The organism is Akkermansia massiliensis (assembly GCF_023516715.1).
GTDB lineage: Bacteria > Verrucomicrobiota > Verrucomicrobiia > Verrucomicrobiales > Akkermansiaceae > Akkermansia > Akkermansia massiliensis.
Map to the genome: position 1 here is coordinate 1,361,962 of NZ_JAMGSI010000001.1, position 21,574 is coordinate 1,383,535.

16 protein-coding genes are annotated in these 21,574 nt (G+C 61.5%); 14 read left to right on the forward strand and 2 right to left on the reverse strand.

All coding sequences use genetic code 11. The annotated features are described in order from the left end of the window. The first annotated feature begins 19 nt into the window (after positions 1-19). From M8N44_RS05795 to M8N44_RS05855, 13 genes are all read left to right on the forward strand, one after another. Complete coding sequence (locus M8N44_RS05795) at positions 20-922, forward strand: DUF58 domain-containing protein (RefSeq protein WP_102722491.1); 903 nt, start codon at positions 20-22, stop codon at positions 920-922. A gap of 117 nt (positions 923-1,039) precedes the next feature. Further along, the gene (gene pth / locus M8N44_RS05800) at positions 1,040-1,615 is read left to right on the forward strand and encodes an aminoacyl-tRNA hydrolase (RefSeq protein ID WP_102722498.1); all 576 of its coding nucleotides are present in this window, start codon (positions 1,040-1,042) and stop codon (positions 1,613-1,615) included. A 252-nt stretch (positions 1,616-1,867) separates the two neighbouring features. After that, positions 1,868-4,393 carry a transglycosylase domain-containing protein gene (locus M8N44_RS05805; protein ID WP_180971473.1) on the forward strand — a complete coding sequence of 842 codons (2,526 nt, stop codon included), beginning with the start codon at positions 1,868-1,870 and terminating at the stop codon, positions 4,391-4,393. 14 nt (positions 4,394-4,407) lie between these two features. After that, a complete protein-coding gene (locus tag M8N44_RS05810; protein ID WP_102728098.1) occupies positions 4,408-5,982 on the forward strand; it encodes a hypothetical protein in 1,575 nt (524 codons plus the stop codon). A gap of 26 nt (positions 5,983-6,008) precedes the next feature. Beyond that, positions 6,009-7,397, forward strand: a complete 1,389-nt coding sequence (locus tag M8N44_RS05815) for a P-loop NTPase family protein (protein WP_022397357.1) — start codon at positions 6,009-6,011, stop codon at positions 7,395-7,397. Between the two features lie 594 nt (positions 7,398-7,991). Further along, on the forward strand, positions 7,992-9,263 hold the full coding sequence (locus M8N44_RS05820) for an adenylosuccinate synthase (RefSeq protein WP_022397358.1): 1,272 nt from the start codon (positions 7,992-7,994) through the stop codon (positions 9,261-9,263). Between the two features lie 620 nt (positions 9,264-9,883). Beyond that, the gene (locus M8N44_RS05825) at positions 9,884-11,356 is read left to right on the forward strand and encodes a carbohydrate porin (RefSeq protein WP_022397359.1); all 1,473 of its coding nucleotides are present in this window, start codon (positions 9,884-9,886) and stop codon (positions 11,354-11,356) included. Positions 11,357-11,441: 85 nt separating this feature from the next. Next, complete coding sequence (locus tag M8N44_RS05830) at positions 11,442-12,662, forward strand: hydrogenase small subunit (protein WP_249853048.1); 1,221 nt, start codon at positions 11,442-11,444, stop codon at positions 12,660-12,662. A 27-nt stretch (positions 12,663-12,689) separates the two neighbouring features. Then, the gene (locus M8N44_RS05835) at positions 12,690-14,447 is read left to right on the forward strand and encodes a nickel-dependent hydrogenase large subunit (protein ID WP_102728096.1); all 1,758 of its coding nucleotides are present in this window, start codon (positions 12,690-12,692) and stop codon (positions 14,445-14,447) included. Beyond that, positions 14,444-15,616, forward strand: coding sequence for a cytochrome b/b6 domain-containing protein (locus M8N44_RS14045; protein WP_102721521.1), 1,173 nt, complete (start codon positions 14,444-14,446; stop codon positions 15,614-15,616). The genes M8N44_RS05835 and M8N44_RS14045 overlap by 4 nt, the downstream gene beginning before the upstream one ends. Positions 15,617-15,635: 19 nt before the next feature. Further along, positions 15,636-16,181 (forward strand): HyaD/HybD family hydrogenase maturation endopeptidase, encoded by a 546-nt coding sequence (locus tag M8N44_RS05845; protein WP_180975143.1) that lies wholly within the window; start codon positions 15,636-15,638, stop codon positions 16,179-16,181. After that, positions 16,174-16,515, forward strand: coding sequence for a hydrogenase maturation nickel metallochaperone HypA/HybF (locus tag M8N44_RS05850; RefSeq protein WP_102728094.1), 342 nt, complete (start codon positions 16,174-16,176; stop codon positions 16,513-16,515). The genes M8N44_RS05845 and M8N44_RS05850 overlap by 8 nt, the downstream gene beginning before the upstream one ends. A 186-nt stretch (positions 16,516-16,701) precedes the next feature. Next, complete coding sequence (locus M8N44_RS05855; protein WP_102749215.1) at positions 16,702-17,592, forward strand: hypothetical protein; 891 nt, start codon at positions 16,702-16,704, stop codon at positions 17,590-17,592. Positions 17,593-17,682: 90 nt separating this feature from the next. On the opposite strand, the gene M8N44_RS05860 is transcribed toward M8N44_RS05855, so the two are convergent. Then, the gene (locus tag M8N44_RS05860) at positions 17,683-18,084 is read right to left on the reverse strand and encodes a DUF4870 domain-containing protein (protein WP_022397366.1); all 402 of its coding nucleotides are present in this window, start codon (positions 18,082-18,084) and stop codon (positions 17,683-17,685) included. 190 nt (positions 18,085-18,274) lie between these two features. Here M8N44_RS05860 and M8N44_RS05865 point away from each other — a divergent pair, with 190 nt between their 5' ends. Continuing rightward, complete coding sequence (locus tag M8N44_RS05865; RefSeq protein ID WP_146019270.1) at positions 18,275-19,006, forward strand: hypothetical protein; 732 nt, start codon at positions 18,275-18,277, stop codon at positions 19,004-19,006. Positions 19,007-19,179: 173 nt separating this feature from the next. On the opposite strand, the gene M8N44_RS05870 is transcribed toward M8N44_RS05865, so the two are convergent. Next, the gene (locus M8N44_RS05870; RefSeq protein WP_102727102.1) at positions 19,180-21,435 is read right to left on the reverse strand and encodes a beta-hexosaminidase; all 2,256 of its coding nucleotides are present in this window, start codon (positions 21,433-21,435) and stop codon (positions 19,180-19,182) included. Positions 21,436-21,574 lie beyond the last annotated feature (139 nt).

Consider the following 21,574-nt stretch of genomic DNA (forward strand, 5'->3'; position numbering starts at 1 on the left):
CCCCTTTTCCTGCCCTCCCATGAAGTACCTGAACCACGACCTGCTCAGCCGCCTGGGGAATCTTCCCCTGGAAGCGCGCCACAGCATGACGGGGAACGTATCCGGCCGCCACAGGAGCGCCAACCGCGGCTCCTCCGTGGAGTTCGCGGAGTACCGCAAGTACGTTTCCGGGGATGATACGCGCCGGCTGGACTGGAAGGCGTATGCCCGGTCTGACAGGTATTACATCAAGGAGTTTGAGGCGGATACCAACCTGCGCGCCTACATCGTCCTGGACCTTTCCGGCTCCATGAATTACCACCCGGAGCAGGTGGAGTCCAAGTACCTGCGCGCGTGCAGGCTGGCGGCCAACCTGGCTTACATCGCCATCCGGCAGGGGGACGCCGTGGGGCTGAGCTTTTCCCGGCAGACGAAGGACGGAGCCACGCTGCATATCCCCGCCTCCCGCCGCCCTGCCCACCTGAACGTTCTCATCAGCCAGATGGATACGCAGTACCCCAAGGGGGAAACCGTGCTGGCGGAGACCCTGCATGAACTGGCGGAACGCGTCAGCCGCCGTGCCCTGGTGCTGATTTTTTCCGACCTGTTCACGGATACGGAGGAACTTAAAAACGCCCTCCGGCACCTCCACTTCCGCAAGCATGACGTGGCCGTGTTCCATCTGGTGGACCAGCTGGAAATTGATTTTGACTTTGACCGCCCCATCCGCTTTGTGGACATGGAGGGCGGCGGCTCCCTGATTACGGAACCGGATCTCATCGCGGACGAGTACCGCGCCATCGTGGCCGGCTACCTGGAGGAAACGCGCCGCATCTGCACGGACATTAACGCGGACTACCGCCTGGTCAGGACCGGGGACGCCTTGGAAGACGTGCTGACCGGGTTCCTGATGGGGCGGCAGAAGAAGAAAGCGGGCAGATAAGCGCCCGGCTGTCTCACGGAACGGTTGATTGCGCCGCGGAACGGGTGCAGGATTTCCCGCGCGCCTTCCGTGCCACCGTAAGCGGCAGTTTTCATTTTTTTCTCCTTCTCTTCCATCGTGGACGCACCCGTTAAAATGATCGTGGGCCTGGGCAATCCGGGCAGGACTTATGAAGATACCCGCCACAACGCGGGTTTCATGGTGGTGGACCGCCTGGCTGCCGGGTGGGGCGCCGTGTTCAAGACGGACAGGCAGCGCAAGTGCGAGCTGGCGGCCGGCCCCGGCGTGCTGCTGGTGAAGCCCGCCACCTTCATGAATGAATCCGGCCTGTGCGTGGGGCCCATGATGCGCTTCTTCAAGCTGGACCCGCGCAGCGTGTTCGTCATCCATGACGAGGTGGATTTTCCGCTGGGCGTCATGAAACTGCGGGAAAAAGGCTCCGCAGGCGGCCACAACGGCATCAAGTCGCTCATCGCCCACATGGGCACGCAGGAGTTCCCGCGCCTCCGCTTCGGCATCGGCCTGCCACGCGGCAAAGGGGAGATGATCGGCCACGTGCTGGGCAAATTCCGCCCGGAGGAACGCGAGCTCCTGGACGTGATGCTGGGAAAGGCGGCGGACGCCGTGCTGTACACCATGGAACACGGCATCACGAAGGCAGGCAACATTTTCAACGCCGTGCAGGACCATTAGCCGTCGGGACCGCCGCAAGCCCTTGCGGCATTAAAATATAAACGCGCGGGGAACGGACGCGCTTTTTCCTTAAAGCCGGCGCGTCCTGCGGACGCAGGATGATTCAGTAGCCTGCGGGGTTCCGGGAGATTCCCGGGACGCATGCCTTCTTTTTTCGCTCGCCAACAGTGTACGGTATTGCTAAACAAACGGGAATCCGCTAGGATTTTTGCACGTTTTTTCTCCTCCCAGGACAAATCCTGCTTCATCTTCATGGCTGAATTAAGTTCACAAGCTCCGCGCAGGCACATGCAGGCCAACAAAAGGCGCCAACCCAAGGCCAAGCCCAGGAAGCGATTCTGGAGCTTCATCCGGAAGCTGGCGCTGTGGTGCCTGGTTCTGGCCGCCATCGGGGGGGCCGTGGGCTACTTTGGCTTCATGATGGCCTGGAAACGCTATGACAACTGGGCGGCGGAGTTTGACCTGGAACGCATCAACGACCTGGAAAAGCCCAGCATCATTTACGACCGGAACGGGGAGGAAATAGGCCGCATTTATGTGGAAAACCGCAGCTACGTCACGCTGGACAAGATTTCGCCCGCCATGGTCAACGCGCTGATCGCCCAGGAGGACTCCCGCTTCCGGGAGCATCCGGGCTATGACTTCCTGGGGATTTTGCGGGCAGGCAGGGAATACATCCACAACAGCGGGGACGCCAACCAGGGAGCCTCTTCCATCACCCAGCAGCTTGCCAGAAACGCGTACGACCTGAAGAACCGGGCCAAGGCCAGGAATGAAGGCAGCTTTGGCCGCAAATTCGTGGAAATAGCGCTGGCGCGCCGCATTACGGAACGGTACAGCAAGGACCAGGTGCTGGAGTTTTACCTGAACCGCGTTTACTTCGGCAGCGGGTTCTACGGCATCCGCGCCGCCTCTCTGGGCTACTTCGGCAAGGAACCTGCGGACCTCACTACGCGGGAGGCCGCCTCCATCGCCGCCCTGATTAAAAACCCGAACGGCCTTTCCCCCCTCAATAATCCGGAAAGCAACCTGAAATGGCGCAACCATGTGCTCAACCGCATGGCACGGGAAAAGTACATTACGCCGGATGAAGCGGAACGCCTCTCCGCCATGGACCTGGGGCTCAACCCCAGGCCGCTGAAACGCGGCGTCTCCCACATTTACGACCGCATTTCCGCAGAGATTACCGCCTATCTGGGGGAGGACCGCGTGAATGCCGCCGGCCTCAAGATTTACACCACCCTTGACAGGAAGCTTCAGGAGGCCACCGGGAAATCCCTGGAACAGGCCCTGGAAAACATTGAAAAACGCCCCGGCTACCGCCACCAGAAGGCCGCGGACTACCACGGCGCCTCCGGGGACAAGCCGCGCTACCTGGAAGGAGCCCTGCTGGTGGTGGACAACCAGTCCGGCGCCGTCCTGGCCTACCACGGAGGCAGGGACTACACCAAGCGCCAGTATGACGCCATCAAGGACGGCGCCCGCCCCACCGGCACCGCCATCCTGCCCTTCCTGTACGCTACGGCCTTTGACACGGGCAAAAGCCCCGTCACCCGCATTCTGGACGACGCCATTGACAACCGCCTGACGGGCATCGGCGGCTCGGAAGGCATCCTGGGGGAATGGGGCGCGGAAAGCTCCAAAAACCGCTATGAAGGCATGATTACCGCCCACCGCGGCCTGTCCGCCTCCAAGATTGCCGCCTCCCTGCGCATGGGGATGGACATGGGCACATCCCCCTTCGTGAAAAAGCTCACGGACTTCGGCATCCGCAAGCCCGTGCGTGAAGCGGGCAGCACGGAGGTAAACCCCGTTTACCGCCCCAAGATTTTCGTGGGCACGGAACCCGCCTCCCTGAAGGAAATGACGCTGGCCTACACCGCCATCCCGAACGGCGGCTCCCGCCCGCAGGATATTTATTACCTGGACAGGATAGAGGATGAGGACGGCCAGTTGATCTGGGAATCCAACCAGGCCATTGAAACCCGGAACAACGCCCAGGTGCGGAAGGGGGCCACCTCCACCGCCACGGCCTTCCAGCTCCACAACATCCTGAATTCCTCCCTGAAAAACGGCTCCGCCCAGCGCGTGGCCCCGCATCTGCCGAAAGACTTCAAGGGGGGCGTGAAAACGGGGACTACGTATGACTTTGCGGACAACTGGCTGTTCGGCTATGACAGCCGCATCACCTGCGGCATATGGGTAGGCTTCCTGGAAGGGAAAAAACCCATTTACAACGGGGCCTTCTCGTCGGACACCTGCGCCTCCGTCCTGGGCGCCGCCGTCACGGAGGCGGAACGCCTCTTCCCCGCCGGGGAACTGGCCCCGCCCCCCAGCGTGGAACGGGTGGAAATCTGCCTGACCACCGGGAAGAGAGCCACGCACAGTTGCTATGACATTGACCCGGTGGACAAGAAATACCGCCGCCACACCATGTTTGAATACCTCCGCAAGGGGGATTCCAGCCTTCCCTTCTGCGACCTCCACGGGGAGGACATCTCCGCCCCCGTCTCACCCTTCACGGCGCAGAACCGCATCCTGCCCCTGCCGCCCATCCTGCCCACCAAGGCCATCCTCCAGGGGGACGACCCCTACCACACGGAGCTGAACCAGGGCCCCGCCAACCGCAACTATGAACTGCTGGGCGCGGGTGAAAACGTGCCGGAAGCCCAGGCCCTTTCCGCAGACCCCGTTTCTCCGGACCATACGGACACGAGCATCACGCTGCCCGCTCCCAAGCCCATCACCATCCCCGTTCCGGAATTCATCCACCTGTAACTCCCTTTTCTTCCATGCCCTCCCCCTCCCAGGATACGGTAGCCTGCACATGCCCGTCATGCGGAAACCCCTTTGCCGTGAAAACGTCTTTTCTGGGAAGCCAGGTGCAATGCCCCATCTGCGCCGCTCCGGTCACCGCCCGGCAGGAAGAGAAAGTCAAGGATGAAACGGAAGAACAGGCCGCCGTCCCCTGCCGCTGCAACGTATGCAACAATTCCTTTGCCGTCAATCCCTCCTGCATAGGGAACAAGGTGAAATGCCCCGTCTGCCATTCCACCGTCACGGCCACCCGGCAGGAGGAAGAGCCAGCAACGGCCCCGGAACGGATGCCTGAAGCTCCGGAAAAAGCTCCTGAAATCCCGGAAGGGACGCCTGAACCAGCAGCCTCCGTCCGGCACGGCGGCGCGCAGGAGGAAAGCCCCTCCGCTTCCCCGTCCGCATCTTCCCACAAATCTCTTACGCCTCAGAAAAAGACGGATAAACGGAGCATTGCCGTTACCAGGCCTTCCATCCCCATCCCTGCGGAACCCACTACCAAAATCCGCAAGCGGAAGGAAAAGGGGGACGCCGCCCCTGCCATCACAGCCGCCCGCAGCGCCTCCCTGGCGCATGAAGAGCCGGAATACCAGCCCACCGCCCAGGAAGCCGCCCGCAGCGAGCGCCGCCCCACCTGGCACATCTGGCTCTTTGTCTCCGGCCTGGTGCTGGCCTCGCTGGGCGTGTTCATGTTCCTGCGCGGAAAGGACATGGAAGCGGAAGGCTCCAAGATTCTGAACATTTCAGACCGGTTTGTGGACCATGAAGCGGTCTTCTCCCTGGACGTGAACAAGGACCTGCTGGCGGAACTGGAGCAGAGGGAGCAGCAATACCGGCTCATGACCCATCCCCGCAGGGAGGAAGACCGGGAAGTGGAATCCGTCTCCGCCCACATCACGGCAGCCATGAATGAACTGGCCCTCTACTGCATGGCGGAATCAGACGAAGAAAGGCTCAACTACGTGATGGAGCCCGAGGCCGTGCGCCCCAAAATGGCTCACTGGGCCTCCTACGGGCGGTACAAGGACTACCTGCCGCAGGAAGCGGGGAAAAGCTCCAAGAACGGGGACCTGCTCCAGATATCCGTGCTGATGGATGACAACACCGTCCGCCCGGCCGTCTTCCTGTATGACCGGAACTCCGGCAAATGGAAGCTGGACTGGGAAGCCTGGGAGGGTTACTCCCCCATGCTCCCGGCGGAGCTGGAAGCCAAAAAGCCCTCCAAACCCGTCCCCGTCAGAATAGCCCTCAGCATGCCCGGCATCTACCAGCCGCCCTTCCTGGAGGAATCCTCCGCGGAAAGCTACCGCAATACCGCCTACATCAACTTCTCCCTGGAATTCCCCAACGGGGAGCGCCTGAACGCGTACGTGGACAGGTATTCCCCGCTGGCGCTGGAACTGACCAAGCTCCTTTACAACGGCCCCGTGCGCGCCTGCGTGCTCATTCACTACCCGGCGGACCTGCCCGGCAACCAGTCCGTCATTATTGACAAGCTGCTGTATTCCGGATGGATGAGCGACGCCACCCGCAACCTCCTTCCCACCAACTGACAATCCAGAACCGGTTCCCGTTTTCCATGAGTTCCAAAGCATTAGCGCAAACACAGGACAAAGCCCTCCAACTCAATCTGGCCACCACCATTTACGGCACCTTTGCGGAAATAGGCGCCGGCCAGGAAACGGCCAACTGGTTCTTCCGTGCCTCCGGGGCCGCCGGCACGGTGGCCAAGACCATCTCCGCCTATGACATGACCGTCAGCGACACGCTGTACGGCCCCGTCAAGCGCTACGTCTCGGAAGAACGCCTGAAAGGCATGCTGGATTACGAATTCACCCAGCTCGTCAACCGCCTGGGGCCCAAGCGCGGCAAGGACACCCGCTTCTTCGCCTTCTGCAATACGGTGAAGGTGAAAGGCTACCGGGACAACGGCCCGTGGAACGGCTGGATAGGCGTGCGCTTCCAATTGAAGCCGGAGGCGGAACCGTCCGACCTGATCATCCACGTGCGCCTGAATGACCCGGACCACGACAGCCAGATGAAGGACCTGGGCATCCTGGGCGTCAACATCCTGCACGCCGTCTTTTTCAAAAGGGACCGGCTGGAGGAATTCATTGAATCCCTGGTGGACAATCTGGATCCCCGCCTGGTGGAGATAGACGTCGTCCGCTTTGAGGGCCACGGCTTCTCCATGGTGGACAACCGCCTTTTTGCGCTCCAGCTCGTCAAATCCGGTCTGACGCCGGCCACCCTGTTCCTGGCAAACGGCCAGGTGGCCCAGGCGGCGGACGTGCTGTACAAACGCCCCATCGTGCTGATGAGGGGCAGCTTCAACCCCGTCTGCAACCTGCATCTGGAAGTCATGGCGCAGGTGAAAAAATGCTTCCTCTCGCACATCAATGAGACGCAGGCGGACCGCTGCCTGGAAATCTGTGAAATATCCATGAACAACCTGCTCCGCGGCGGGGACGTGGACCATCTGGAATTCCTGGACCGCGCGGACAGCCTGAAAGCCCTGGGCAAGAACGTGCTGATTACCAAGATGGCCCGTTTTGACAACCTGTCCGAGCTGCTGGCGCGCTACACGAACGAGCCCATCGCCATCGCCCTCTCCATCGGCCTGTTGAACGAACTGTTCAAGGAAAAATGGACGGAGGACATCCCCGGCGGCATCCTGGAATCCTTCGGCCGCACCTTCCAGAACAAGACGCGACTGTACGTCTCCCCCTGGCTCAACCGCAAATCCGGGGAATTCGTCACGGCGCGCACCTTCCGCGCCCCGGAACAATACGTGCACCTGTACCAGCACTTCCTGGCGAACGGCCTGGTGGTTGACGTCCCCTTCTTCAATGAATTCCTGCTGCGCCACACGCCGCGGGACATCCAGCGCATGATCGCCGCGGATGAAGACATCTGGAAAACGCTGGTCCCCGCGGAAGCGCACCGCTCCGCCCTGCATTTCCGCTGACCTCCTCTTTAAAAAGTCTGTGCGGCCACTCTCCAGTGCTTTTCCAACGGCGGCTTACCTGCTACCTGCCGGGGAGGTTTTACAGGAAGGAAAAGTTTCCCCCTACGGATGCCCTGGGTATTGGGTGGAAACCGCAAATATGCGGTTAACAAATACTTCCATCGTTCTTTTCACGTCCGGCCGCCCCTGGAAATGAGGGCCTCCGTCCCTCATCGCAGCCTCCGCCGGAGCGGAGCGACGGGTATTTGAAAGAAAAGCCGCCTCTGCGCTCCGGAAAAGCTTTTACCTGCGAGAGGAGGGAATCTTCCGGCTCCCAGGACGCCGGAGGCGCAAAACCACCGTGAATCAGCATTTCCACCGTTTCCTTTTACGATTGCATATTCTTTCGGTTTCCTCCTCCGGCATTGCCTTCCCTGCCTCATTCCCTGTCCTGAACCCGGAGAATCCGGCACAGCCACGCTCATCCTCCCCGCTCCGCTCCCCGGAACGTTTCCCTTCTTCAAACTCATCTTATCAGGAAAACTTAACAACTTTGTAAGATTGTCTTGCCATAAGGCGGGAATCTCATTAAGGTCTCCGAGTTCCATTTTTATCATGAATACCATTATTATCGGCTCCCAATGGGGCGACGAAGGCAAGGGCAAAATGATCGATTTCCTGACGGAATCCGCCGACGTGGTGGCACGCGGCCAGGGCGGCAACAACGCGGGCCATACCGTAATCGCCAACGGGAAGAAGTACATCCTTCACCTTGTCCCCTCCGGCATCCTGTGGCCGGGCAAGCTTTGCGTCATCGGTAATGGTGTGGTGCTGGACCCCATCGGCCTGGTGGAGGAAATCAATGAGCTCCGCGGCCAGGGCGTCTCCATCACGAAGGACAACCTTCTCATCTCCGACCGCGCCCACGTGGTCCTCCCCTTCCACAAGGAAATGGACGCCGCCCAGGAATCCGCCCTCGGCAAAAAAGCCATCGGCACCACCAAGCGCGGCATTGGCCCCACGTACGCGGACAAGGCCCGCCGCATAGGCGTGCGCATGGCGGACATGAGGGATCCCAGGATTTTTGACGAAGTGCTGCGCCGCCGCATCAAGATGGCGAACGCGGAAATGGAACGCATGGGCCTTCCCTCCATGGATGAAGAAAAAATGGTGGCGGAAGTGACTGCCGCCGCGGACGTGCTGCGCCCCCACATCACCAATACCATCCCGGTCATGCATGAAGCCGTGGCCTCCGGAAAGAGCATCCTCTTTGAAGGAGCCCAGGGCGCTTACCTGGACGTGGACTTCGGCACCTACCCGTTCGTCACCTCCTCCAACACCTCTTCCGCCGGCGCCTGCACCGGCACGGGCGTTCCGCCGCACAAGATTGACCGCATCATCGGCGTGTGCAAGGCCTATACCACCCGCGTGGGTTCCGGCCCCTTCGTCACGGAAGATGAAGAAATCTCCAACCACCTGCACAGCATGGGCCGCGAATTCGGCGCCACTACGGGCCGTCCCCGCCGCTGCGGCTGGGCGGACGGCGTGCTGCTCCGCTTCTCCGCCATGTTCAACGGCTTTGACGAAATGGCCATGACCAACCTGGACGGCTACGACAAGTGCCCGGAAATCAAAATCTGCACAGGCTATGACCTGGACGGTGAAATCCTGGCCTATCCGCCCGCCACGGTGGACGAATGGGAACGCTGCAAGCCCGTGTATGAAACGGTGCCCGGCTGGATGCAGGACATCTCCGCCTGCCGTTCCTGGGAAGAGATTCCGGAAAACGCCAGGAAATTCGTCAAGCGCATGAGCGAGCTCATCGGCTGCCCCGTCACGACCGTGGGCGTGGGCCCCGACCGCGAACAGACGATCGCCGTGAAATAACCCCCCTATTCCGGCTTTCCCAAGCCTCCCTTTACCTTCAAGGGCCGTTCCGCTTCCCCAGCGCGGAAGGGCCCTCTTTTTTTCTGCCTTCTCCGCCTTTTTCTTTGCGCCCCCACTCTCCACTCTCCACTCTCCACTCTCCACTCTCCACTCTCCACTCTCCACTCTCCACTCTCCACTCTCCACTCTCCACTCTCCACTCTCCACTCTCCACTCTCCACTCTCCACTCTCCACTCTCTATTGAAATCCGTACAGGAGCCCCAGTTATAACCAGCCTTTTTGCCTTCAAAGCCCGCCCTTCCTTCTCTCATATTCCCATTCCCGTTCTTCTATGGAAGCGTTTCCACGGCCAACTGCCAACCAAGGGAATCCGGGACGGAACAGGGGGCCTGCCTTTCCTCCTTCCTCCCCCTCCACGCTGTTTGGAATACGGCGGCACGGACGCCAGGAAACGGAGAACCGCATCTGCTTGCTCATGCCCGGTTGAATGAGGCGGCGGGAGGGGCAGTCTTCCCTTTTTGCGGAAAGGCGGGAAAAAACAGGTATTCGTGTCAGCATTTCAGTTGAGTTATGACACTTCCGTCTGCTGTCTTGTCTGATTGTCTATATGAAACATGTCATGCTTCCCTCCTTGTGCGCCGTCGCCGTCGTGGCCTCCTGCGATCCCGTCCTGGCCCAGCAGCCCGCACCCGTAGTGACGACCACGCCTCCCTACCTGAACACGGAACGCGGCCTGCGCGTGAAAACCCTGGAAGGCAGGGAAATAAGCCCCAGCCTGCTGAAGGGCATGCGTCCGGAAGAACAAATCACCAAGAGGACGCCCGGCGTTCCCACCAGGCCCAGCGTTCTTCTCCAGCATGAGGCCAGGCCCTCCGCCCCCGGCATTGAATGGTTTGCGGCCAAGCCTCTCAAGATGATGCCGTATCTGGACAGTTCCTACGTCTTCGGCAACACCTGCGCGGAACCGAACGCCTGGATCCGTGAAGACATGATTTCCACCGGGGCGCAGAAGATCAAGACCGCCCTGTCCAGATACGGCATCACCTATTCCGCCCAGTTCGGCTTCAACTACACGGGCCTGACGGGCGGCGGCCTGAACGGAAAGACGGATTTCCCCTCCTATAACGGCTCCCTGCTGACCAATATCACCATTTTCCGCAACAACTCCACGGGGAGCGGCCTGTACCTGGCCTCCGAGTTCGACTTCGGCAACGGCTTTGACTTCAATGAAGGGAGCAAGGGCCCCGCCACCACGCTGGGCTCCCTCCAGAATCCCACCAGTTCCTTCCAGGGGCCGGACCCCCACCTCAGCAACCTGAGCCTGGCATGGGTGGGAGCGGGCGGCAAGCTCCTGCTGATGGCGGGCCAGCTGGACACCACCAATTACATGGACCACAACGCCTACGCCAACTCACACAACAATAACCTGACCAACAGCGTCTTCGGCAACAACCCCATGCTGCCCCTGACGGACAACTCCCTGGGCTTCCATTTCGCATGGCAGCCCACCACCTCCTTTTACGTGATGGGAGCCACCGCCGCCAACAACATGACCCAGAACCACAACCCGTTCAGGAACCTGAACTCGGACAACTGGACGAACGTGCTTGAATTCGGCTACGTGGCGGAGGACTTCTGCGGCATGGGTTCCGGCGTGTACCGCCTCCAGCCCTTCTTCACCACCAGCAACAGTGAAAACGGCGGCGGCGTGGCCGTGAACTTCCAGCAGCAGCTTGGCCGCAGCAGCCACCTGGGCTGGTTCTTCCGCGGCGGCTGGGCCAGCGATGACGCCGCCACGCTGACCGGCGTGCGCTGCGCGGCCACCACGGGGCTGGTGCTCCTCTCCCCCTTCCGCGGAAAAGGCGCCTCCAATGACGGCTACCTGGGCCTGGGCTTCCTCTGGCAGCAGGGCGCCAAAAAGAACGGCCCGTACGTGAACAAGAATGAATACGGCATTGAACTAACCTATGTGGCCCAGGTGACGCCCACCATGACGCTCCAGCCTGACATTCAGCTCGTCAAGAATCCCGTCAACGGCCGCAGGGGCCAGACGGCCGTGGTTTTCCAAATCCAGAACGTCTGGTCCTGGTAGGGGCAGCCCCTGAAAAATTGGAAAATATTGATCGCATTTCCCGGAAATCGTGTCTAAATGGAAACGATTTATTTGGACCACGCACATGAAGCGCACGCAGCAACCTTCCATGCAGGAGGCGGAGCAGGCCTCCCTGAATCATGAGATTTTAACCACATGGCGTCCCGGGGAAACCCTGGGGGAACACATGGAGCGCCGCGGCGTCAGCCGGCGCGAATTCAATAAATGGTGCCTGAAAATGATCGCCCTGATGGGCGTCGCCACCGTGACGGGAGGCGTTTCCAACGCCCAGGAGATTGCGGACAAGATGGCCGCCCTGAAACGCCCGGTGGTCATCTGGCTCCAGCTCCAGGAATGCACCGGGTGCCTGGAAAGCACCATCCGCAGCTATAACGAGGAGATCGGGGACATGGTGCTTTCCGCCGTCTCCATGCCTTACGTGGAGCTGCTGATGGCCCCCTCCGGGGACGCAGCCAACGCCGCCCTGGAAGAAGCCATCAAGGAACCCCATATCCTCGTCATCAACGGGTCCGTCCCGGTCCATGACGGCGGAGTGTACTGCACTATAGCCGGGGATACCGTGGAAAACATGCTGCGCCATTGCGCGGAAAACGCCTCCTATATCCTGGCCGTGGGCTCGTGCGCGTACTTCGGCTCCATCCAGGCCGCGCGCCCCAACCCTACCGGGGCCGTGGGCATCCGGGACATCCTGACGGACCGCACGGTCATCAACGTGCCCGGCTGCCCGCCCATCGGGGACGTGATTACGGCCGTCATCATGTACATCCTTACGTTTGACCGCGCCCCGGAATGCGACCAGGAGTCTCGCCCGCTGATGGCGTACGGCACCCGCATCCACAATAATTGCCCGCGCCGCGCCCATTTCGACGCCGGACAGTTCGTCAACGTGTTTGACGACGAGAACGCGCGGGAATGCTTCTGCCTGTACAAGGTGGGCTGCAAGGGCCCGGACACGTTCTCCCCCTGCCCCATCGTCAAATGGAACGGCGGCGTCAGCTTCCCCATCCAGTCCGGCCACCCGTGCATCGGCTGTACGGAGCTGCACTTCTTTGACCGCATGACTCCGTTCTACAAGACGCTGCCGAACGTGAACGGCTTCGGCGTGGAAGCCTCCGCCAACGTCATCGGGGCTGTGGGCGTAGCCGGCGCCGGCGCGGCCATCGCCGCCCATGCCGTAGGCTCCGTCATCCATTACAAGAAGCAGCACATGAAGGAGGAAGCGAACGTCTCCCTGCCCGCCTTCGGGGACGCTCCCGGCTCGCCCGACAAGGAAACTGAAGAATAGCCAGAAGCCCCTTACCACCAGATTACCATGAGCAATTACACATCAGCGGACGTTCCGGAATCCAGCCGGGTGGTCATTGACCCGGTGACGCGCATTGAAGGCCACCTGCGGGTGGAAATGGAGGCCGGGGACGGCGTCATCAAAAACGCCTGGACGTCCACCACGCAGTACCGCGGCATTGAGGTGATCGCCTGCAAGCGGGATCCCCGTGACGTCTGGGCTTTCGTGGAACGCATCTGCGGCGTCTGCACGGGCACGCACGCCATCGCGGCCCTGGCCGCGGTGGAAGACGCGCTCCAGTACCCGGTGCCCGTCCAGGCCCGCCTCATGCGCGACCTGGTCAGCGGGGCCCTGGGCATCCAGGACCACGTCATCCATTTTTACCAGCTCCAGGCCATGGACTGGGTGGACGTGATGTCCGCCCTGAAGGCGGACCCCGCGGAAACCGCCGCCATCGCCAAATCCCTTTCCGACTGGCCCCTGTCCTCCGCCGCGTATTTCGCCGGAGTGCAGAAAAAGCTGAAGGACTCCATCGCCTACGGGCAGTATTCCATCTTCACGAACGGCTACTGGGGCCATCCGGCCTACAAGCTGCCGCCGGAAGTGAATCTGCTGGGCGTGGCGCATTACCTCCAGGCCCTGGTCTGGCAGCGGGACATGATCAAGATCCACACCATTCTGGGCGGCAAGAACCCGCACCCGAACTTCCTGGTCGGCGGCATGGCCTGCGCCATCAACATGAACAATGACCAGGCCATCAACCAGTTCTCCCTGAGCTACCTGAAGCAGCTGGTGCAAACCTGCCACGATTTCATCCACAAAGTATATTATCCGGACATTGTCGCCATCGCCGGATTTTATAAGGACTACGCCCATATCGGCGCGTCCAACCCCAACTTTTTCTGCACCGGGGCTCCGTCTGAAATCAACGCGGGCGCTCCCGCCGGCAAAGGCATGATCAAGCCCGGCGTGCTGCTGAACGGGGACTACAGGAACGTGCTCCCCTTTGACCAGGACAAGATCAGGGAATTCGTCACCAGCTCCTGGTACAAGTACACGGAAGGCCGGGACGCGGGCCTGGCCCCGTACGACGGGGAGACGAACGCGGATTACAACGGCCCCAGGCCGCCCTACAAGTGGCTCTCCGACCATCCGCAGTACACCTGGGTGAAAGCCCCGCGCTACGACGGCCACGCGATGGCCGTGGGCCCGAACGCCCGCATGATGATCGGCTACGCCCAGGGGGTGCCCGCCATCGTGGAGCGGGTGGACGCCGCCTGCGACAAGCTGGGGCTGCCGCGCGACAACGCCTTCATGAACTCCACGCTGGGCCGCGTGTACGGCCGCTCCCTGGACGCCCTGATCAACGTGGACATGATGGTGAACCAGCTCCAGGAGATGACGGACCGCATCAAGAACGGGGAAACCGCCACCTTCAACCCGGAAAAATGGGAGCCGGAAACCTGGCCCTCCTCCTGCAAGGGCGTGGGCTGGGTGGAAGCGCCCCGCGGCAGCCTGAGCCACTGGGTACGGATTGAAAACGGCCAGACGGTGAATTACCAGGCCGTGGTGCCCAGCACCTGGAACAGCTCCGGCCGCGACGCGGAGGGGCAGATGGGGCCGTACGAATATTCCCTGGCCCATACCGGAAAACACCCGCTGGTGGACCCCACCCGCCCGGTGGAACCCCTGCGCACCGTTCACAGCTATGACCCGTGCCAATCCTGCGCCGTCCACTTGTTTGACGAAGAAGGGGAGGCCATTCTGACCAGACAGGACCCGTGAAAACGACTCTTATCGACAAAGACCTCACCCTGGCGGTGGAGGACGCCATTCCGGCCAGCCCGGTTTACACGCCGGAGGAAATCCTGGCCCTGGCCGTGTGCGCCTCCCCCAACGGCAGCACGGACCCGGGGGACCTGGCCCTGCTCCACGCCGCGCGGGAACGGGGCGTGGCCCTGCCCTACGCCCAGCAGGAGAATTCCTGGGAGGCTCCCTCCCGGGAAAGGCCGTACAGCACGGCCATGCTGAAAGCCGCGGACAAGGAGGACGCCGCCCCCTTCATGGTGGCCCGCGGCAGCCTGAAGGCCCTGGAAAAGCTGTGTGAAGTCAGCCATCTGGAAAAAGAGCGCATGAACAAGGCTTTTGAGGAATACTCCCCCTCCGGCTTTGAACCCGTGGCCGTGGCCGTCCACCGGCCCGGCGCGCCGTGGCGCCTGCTGGGCGTGGTGCCCATGCATGCCATGAGAGACGTGCGCCGCCTTTCCATGGCCAAGGCCAATTTCCGCTACTTCCACGTCTGGGACTGGCCGCTGCGCGTGCTGCACTGGACCTGGGTGTTCTGCATCATCGGGCTGGCTTCCACCGGCATCTGCATTGCGGAAGGGTGGTTCCTGAAAATGGGGGACCTGCACGGGGCCTTCCAGTTCGGCACGCTCCGCTTCGTGCACTACGCGCTGGGGTGGACCCTGGTGGTGGTGATGATGCTGCGCTTCTCCTGCTTCTTCATGGCCTCCAACAAGTACCAGAGCTTCCGGGCCCTCTTCCCCATCTCCAGGCAGCAGTGGAAGGACCTCTTCACCACGGCGGTGGACTACGTGTTCGCCCGCAGTTATGACGGCCCCCGCTACATCGGCCACAATCCTTTACAGCAGTGGACGTACACGGGCGTCTACGTCCTGTTCACCACCATGGTGGTGACCGGGCTGGCCCTGTACGCCCTGTATGAGCCGCGCCACTGGTTCTACCACTGGTTCATGCCCCTGAACGACCTGATAGGGGTTCCGTACGTGCGCCTGGTGCACCTGATCGGCATGTGGTGCTTCATCATCTTCGCCATGGTTCACGTGTACCTTTCCATCCTCTCCGGAAACGTGGATCGGGACGGCACCATCTCCTCCATGTTCAGCGGAGGGCGCTGGCTGCGTAAGGGCGTCAAATTCCGGGATGAATAACCCTTCCCCCGCATCTGCCATGGAATTGGAGCCATACACGGAAGAACTCCGGGGCTGCCCCGTGAAGGGGAACGCCTATCCCGTGCTCGTGCTGGGCGTGGGCAACCCGCTCATGGGGGATGACGGCATAGGCGTGGAGCTTGCCCACCGTCTTCAGGAACGGGACTACGGCCCGCTGGTCCATGTGGAGGAGGGAGGCACGCTGGGAATGACCCTGCTGCCCCTGCTGGAAGACGCGGATACGGTCATCCTGCTGGACGCCGTCAAGACGGGGGCCCCGCCCGGAACCGTCGTCACGCGCAGCCGGGACGAACTCCCCCGCCATTTCTCCCTCGTCATTTCCCCGCACCAGATCGGCATGAAGGAAGTGCTGGGCGCGGCCCAGCTGTGCGGAACCCTGCCGCGCATCATCACGCTGGTGGGGGTGGAGGCCGGGCATACGGACTTCTGCCAGCCCATGTCCGCGGAAGTGCGGGAGGCCGTGCCGCAGGCACTGGACCTGGTGGAAACCCTCATCGCCCGCGCCCTGGAGGAATACCAGGCCCGGAAAGACGCGCATGCATGAAGTAGGCATCATGGAGGGGGCGCTGGACATGGCCCGGCGGCTCATGGAAAAGAACGGGGGAACCCGGCTGATGCGCGTGCACATGACCATCGGCAGCCTGAGCGGCGTGGTGCCGGAAGCCCTGCAATCCGCCTTCCTGGCCCTGAAGGACGCGTATGTCGCGCAGGACGCCGCCCTGGACGTCACGTGGGTGGAGGCCCTGTGCCGCTGCGACGCTTGCAGCGCGGATTTTTCCTTCACGGAGCACGGCTATATCTGCCCCGGCTGCGGAGACCCCGCCCTGGCCATCCTCCGGGGACGGGAACTGGAACTGACCCGGGTGGAATGGGAGTGAACCGCGCTTTTCCCGTCCGGAAGAAAATAAGGTGAATTTACCCGAACATTTTACCCGCCCGGACGGTCTAATACCATTGGCGCGCATCCACCGCGCCTCAAACGTCAAACCAACTATGTAACCAGCGTCATGAGCAATATCAACCCATTCATTCTAACAGGGATGATGCCGCTTTCAGCCTCATCCATGAACCGCGTCTCCTACATGTGCCCGGTCACCATCAGCAATGACGTGGTGCAGGGCCAGACGGACATTCAGGATTCCCTCACCGTTGATTCCGGCGGCAATCTTTACATCATCAACGCCCCCGTTTACGTGGGAGGCCCCAACCAGCCGGACCACGGGCACCGCACCGCCCACCTGGTCATCCGTAACGGAGGCACCATGACGCTCCTGGGCAACCTGCCGGACCACATGACCGTTTTCCTGGGAAACAAGGCCAACGGCAGCCTGGAGATCAACGGCGGCCGCCTTCTGATGGGCCAGGGCCGCATTCAGGGCTCCAGAGAGCATGAAGGCAGAATCGCCATGACGGACGGCTGGCTCTTCGCCTCGGAAGTGGACCTGCCCGCCGAGGGCTCGGAACTCGTCATCAAGCACGGCCTGATGCGCATCAAAAAACTTTCCGGCAGCGTATCCACCCACATTTACGGCGGCGTGCTTCACGTGAAGGAGGAAGCCCACGCCAGCCGCATCCATTTGATAGATGACGGCGTGCTGCTTCTGGGCAGCGTCACCAGCCAGCCTTCCGCGGACGTCATGGCCGGAGCGGGCATCAACTTCCGCGGGGACGGCGGCGCGCTGGTCATCCGCGTGCCCCATCCGGAAAACGCGCTGACGCGCACGCGGGAGGCGGAACACGTCTTTGACGAACTGCTCCGGAGGGGCAAGCTCTTCCATGACAGCAAACCCATGACCAGCTTCCAGGGCTTCCACATGAGGGAATTCACCGGGCATGACAGCCTGACGTACGCCGCGCTGCGCCCCTCCGCCCAGCTGCGCGCGGAACAGAACCAGGTCACGCGCCTGCTCCATACGTTCATGTACGGCGGCAGTGAAAAGGACATGCCCATCTGAACCTCTCCGGAAAACGGATCCCATTCCGCAAAAAAGCCGCCGGCGCAGAATGCCGGCGGCTTTTTCATAAATGGGCAAGTGGAAAAAACGTTACTTCAGGAACGTAATCGTGAGGGGCGCCACGTAATCGTAATCCCCGTTCGCCACCTTGACGGCAGTGATAATGGCGAAAACAATCCACGCGATGACGACCGCGGGAGCCAGCACGAAGCCGATCAGGACAAAACATAACAGGAAGGCCGCAATCGAATAAATCGCCCAGGAAATCTGGGCATTCAGAACATTCTTTCCTACCTTGTCCACCAGGGGGTTGGCATCCTTCCAGACCAGCCAGCAGATCAGGGGCGGAATGATGTTCACGCCGGTGGAGAAACCGAAAAAGACGGATACCAGCGGAGAAACCGCCGTAAGAGTGGCCTGGGTCTTGTCGGGCTGTTTTTCAGGGGCGGGTTCCTGAACCGGCTCCTGGATAATTTGTTGTTCTTCGTCCATAAAAAATGCAAGGCGATGGGAAGCGGGAGGGCGAACGGAAACCTCTTCCATTCCTTTCCGCCTCAGTTAACCCCTTTTTCACATATTCCACCCGGTAGTCAAGCTTCCAGACCGTTCGTTTTCCGAATAAAAAGCGTTCTCCTGCAATCATCCTTGCCTCCGCGGCGGGAAGTGGCTACACATGCAGTCCATGACCAACACCCTGACGCTGCTCACCCTCTCCGCCTGCCTGGGGGCCTGTGTTCCCGGCGCGCCGGAAATCCTGCCTCCCGCTTCTTCCGTCACCCGCCGTGAAGCTCTGGAAACCAGCCGGGCCTATACTTCCATGGCCTGGCGGGGCTCTCCCCGGAACGTCCGCCACGGGACGGACGAGGACGGCATCCGGATAGACACGCCGGACGCCTCCGCAGCCGGAGGCCATGCCGGCGCGTGGTGGCGGCCCGGCGCGCGTTCCACCGGCATGCCGTACAAATGGGGCGGGTTCGACACCCCGCGGCAGTTCGCCGAACGCCTGAAGGCGGATGCCGCCAACGGGGGCGCCCCCGCCGCGGCCGGGGACATGGGCACCCCGGAAAAGCAGGCCGCGGGGGATGCCGCCGTCAGCCGCTTTGCCGCCGGGGTGGACTGCTCCGGCTTCGTCTCCCGCTGCTGGCGCCTGTCCAGGCCATTTTCCACACGGGAGCTCCCCGCTCTTTCCATTTCCCTCCCCTCCTGGGATGAGCTGAAAACGGGGGACATCCTGATTGCTCCGGGACGCCATGTGCTCCTGTTCATCCGCTGGGAGGGAGCGGAAAAAGACAGGTTCCTGGGCAGTGAAGCCGGCCCCCTGCCGGTCTGGAAGTGCGCGGAGCGCGTTTTCAGCCGCCCCATGCTGGAGAACAGCGGCTACCGCCCCATGAGGTACAGGGGCATGCGGGACTGAACCGCTGCGCGGAACTCCCCCATCTCCGGCGCTCCAGAATGGCACCGGGAACAGGAACGCCCCGCAAGTCCGGAGACTGCGGGGCGCTGGAAAGAGTGCGGCGCATGCGGCCGCCCGGCTCCGGAAGAAGCCGCCCGGGATTATCCGGGCCGCGCCGCTTCCGGCACGGGCCGTTACAACGGCTGGACGTTCAGATCAAACACCTTCCCCTGGAAGGAGGAGCCGAGCACCTTCAGCGGGAGAACGAAGGTGGAGCGCACGCCCTTCGTGCGGGGTTCAAAGTTTTCGTCCGGATTGCGGAAGCTCTTGAGCACCATGGTGCCCGCAGGCTTGCCGTCAATGAGGAGGGTGGTTTTTTCCGGCTCTCCCACAATTTCCACCTTCACCTTCTTGCCGACGGGCAGCTTGGCGCCGAAGGAGAATTCCAGAGAGTCATCCCGCCGGAAGCCCATGGTGCCGTCCTTCATGACGGCGAACAGCTCCCCTTCCGGGCCGGAAAGCAGAACCTGCTCCTTCCCTTCCGGAGCGGCGGAAAGCTCAAGCTCCATGGTGAGGCGGTAGCCGGGCCCCAGGGCGGGCTGGTTCAACTGCTGGGGCAGCTTGCCCGGAACCACGGAGAAGGGCTTGGAATCCTTCCACTTGTGGAGGGGGTTGGTACGGGGGGCTTCCCCGATGGCCTTGACCAGCTCCCGGTGCTCTTCAAAAGAATCCGGAGCCTTGGCCTTCCCCCACATCTTCTGGGCCAGCACGTCCATGGAGCCGGAAATAACGCCCCAAATGTCATAGGGGGCATAGCCGGAGTGCTTGAGGTCCGTCTCATCATTCCAGACGGCAAAAGCCGCGCCGATGAGCTGGGGATGGCCGGAAGGCAGGGTTTCATTCCCGATGCGGTTGGGAATCCAGTTATTATAAAGCCCCTTGTGGTTCCTGTCCATGCGGTAATAGTTGGCGTAGGGCACCACGTACAGGGCGCCGTCATTGGTATTGATGACGTCGTAACCCAGGTTCACGGCCTCCCAGGCCCTCATCCATCCGGTACTCCAGAGGTTCATTTGAACGCCCTTGCTCACCACGGGGGTTTTGCCGGGCTTGGTGCTCAGGCTGCCCCAGATGCGGGGCGTATAACCGCGCTTCAGGGCGTGCTTCAGCACGGCGTCCGCAAAATGGCGGTAATCCTCCTTGTTGCCGTAAAACTCGTCCGCGCCCACATGCACCACCTTGCTGCCGAACACCGGGCGGCCCAGTTTGGGGTCTTTCAGCAAATACTCGTCAAATACCTTGCCCACCAGGCTGATCGTCTCCGGGTTGGCGGCGTCCAGCATCTCGCTGCGGCGCTTTTCATGGTTCATGGGGCCCTTGTAAATGAGGTCCGGGCGCAGGCGGGTGAAGGAAAGCGCGTGACCGGGAGTGTCAATCTCCGGAACGATGCTGATGCCGCGGCGTTCGGCGTAATCCACCAGATCCGCAAACTCCTTCTTGGTGTAGAAAAGGTCCTTCGCCGTAAGAGGAACGCCGTCCTTGCCCTTCATGTTGGATTCCAGGCGGAAGGCGGCATAGAGCTCCTTGAACGGATCGCGGCCCTTGTCCACATACATTTCATGGAAAATGAAGTTATTGTTGATGACCAGGTGCAGATCATTCATCTTGTACCAGGCCATGGTGCGGATCACGTCCCTGAGGTAGCTGAGGGGATAGGGCGTACGCGCAATATCAAGCATGAAGCCGCGCAGCTCATAGCGCGGGAAATCCACTGCCGTGCCGCAGGGAACGCTGCCGGGGGTCTGGCGCAGCATCTGCAGCAGCGTGCGCGTGCCCCAGAACAGCCCGGTGGGCGTAGCCGCGCCAATGCGGACGCCGTCCCTGGTCACCTGGAGCCTGTACCCCTCCTTGCCCAGGTTGCCGCCTTTCAGCAGGGAAAAGGAAATATCCGCCTTCGCGCCGGGCGGGACAAGCTTGACCTTCTTCCCCGCCACGTCTTCCAGATCAGCCGTGAATATCTGCGCCAGCTCTTTTTCCGGGCAGGCTACGGAAACCGTGTTCCCCAGCTTGTACTCGCCCTGGCCGCCCTTCCATTGCAGGATTTCCGGAATGATACGCGGCTTGGGATTGCCCTGGGCGGCGTCCGGGGCCTGCAGCATGATTTCATAATCCTTGCTGATGGCTTCCTTGCCGTCCTTGGTCACCTTGAAGCTGACGTTGACGGGGGTGTCTGAAATAACGGGGGCTATCTTTCCCTTGCTGTTAACAAGCTGCTCATAGTCGGCCCCCAGGAATTTGATCTGGGCTCCGGAGGCGCTTGGCATCGGCAGTTGTTTCGCGCCCGCTTTCACCGGAGGGATGGTGAGGGAATCCGCAATCTGCTTGGCGTCCTGCCCCATCAAGGGAGATGCGGCAAAAGCGGCGATCATCAGGAATAGGTTCTTCTTCATGTTATCGTGTCGTTTCAGGGAAAAGGAGGATCTGATTCGTGCCAAGAACTACGCGCCCGCCGTCCTTTTCTTGCAGGGAAAGGGGAAAAAGCGGGTGAATTCTCCTTCGTTCCGCCGTCCGGGCAGGCATTCCGCCGGG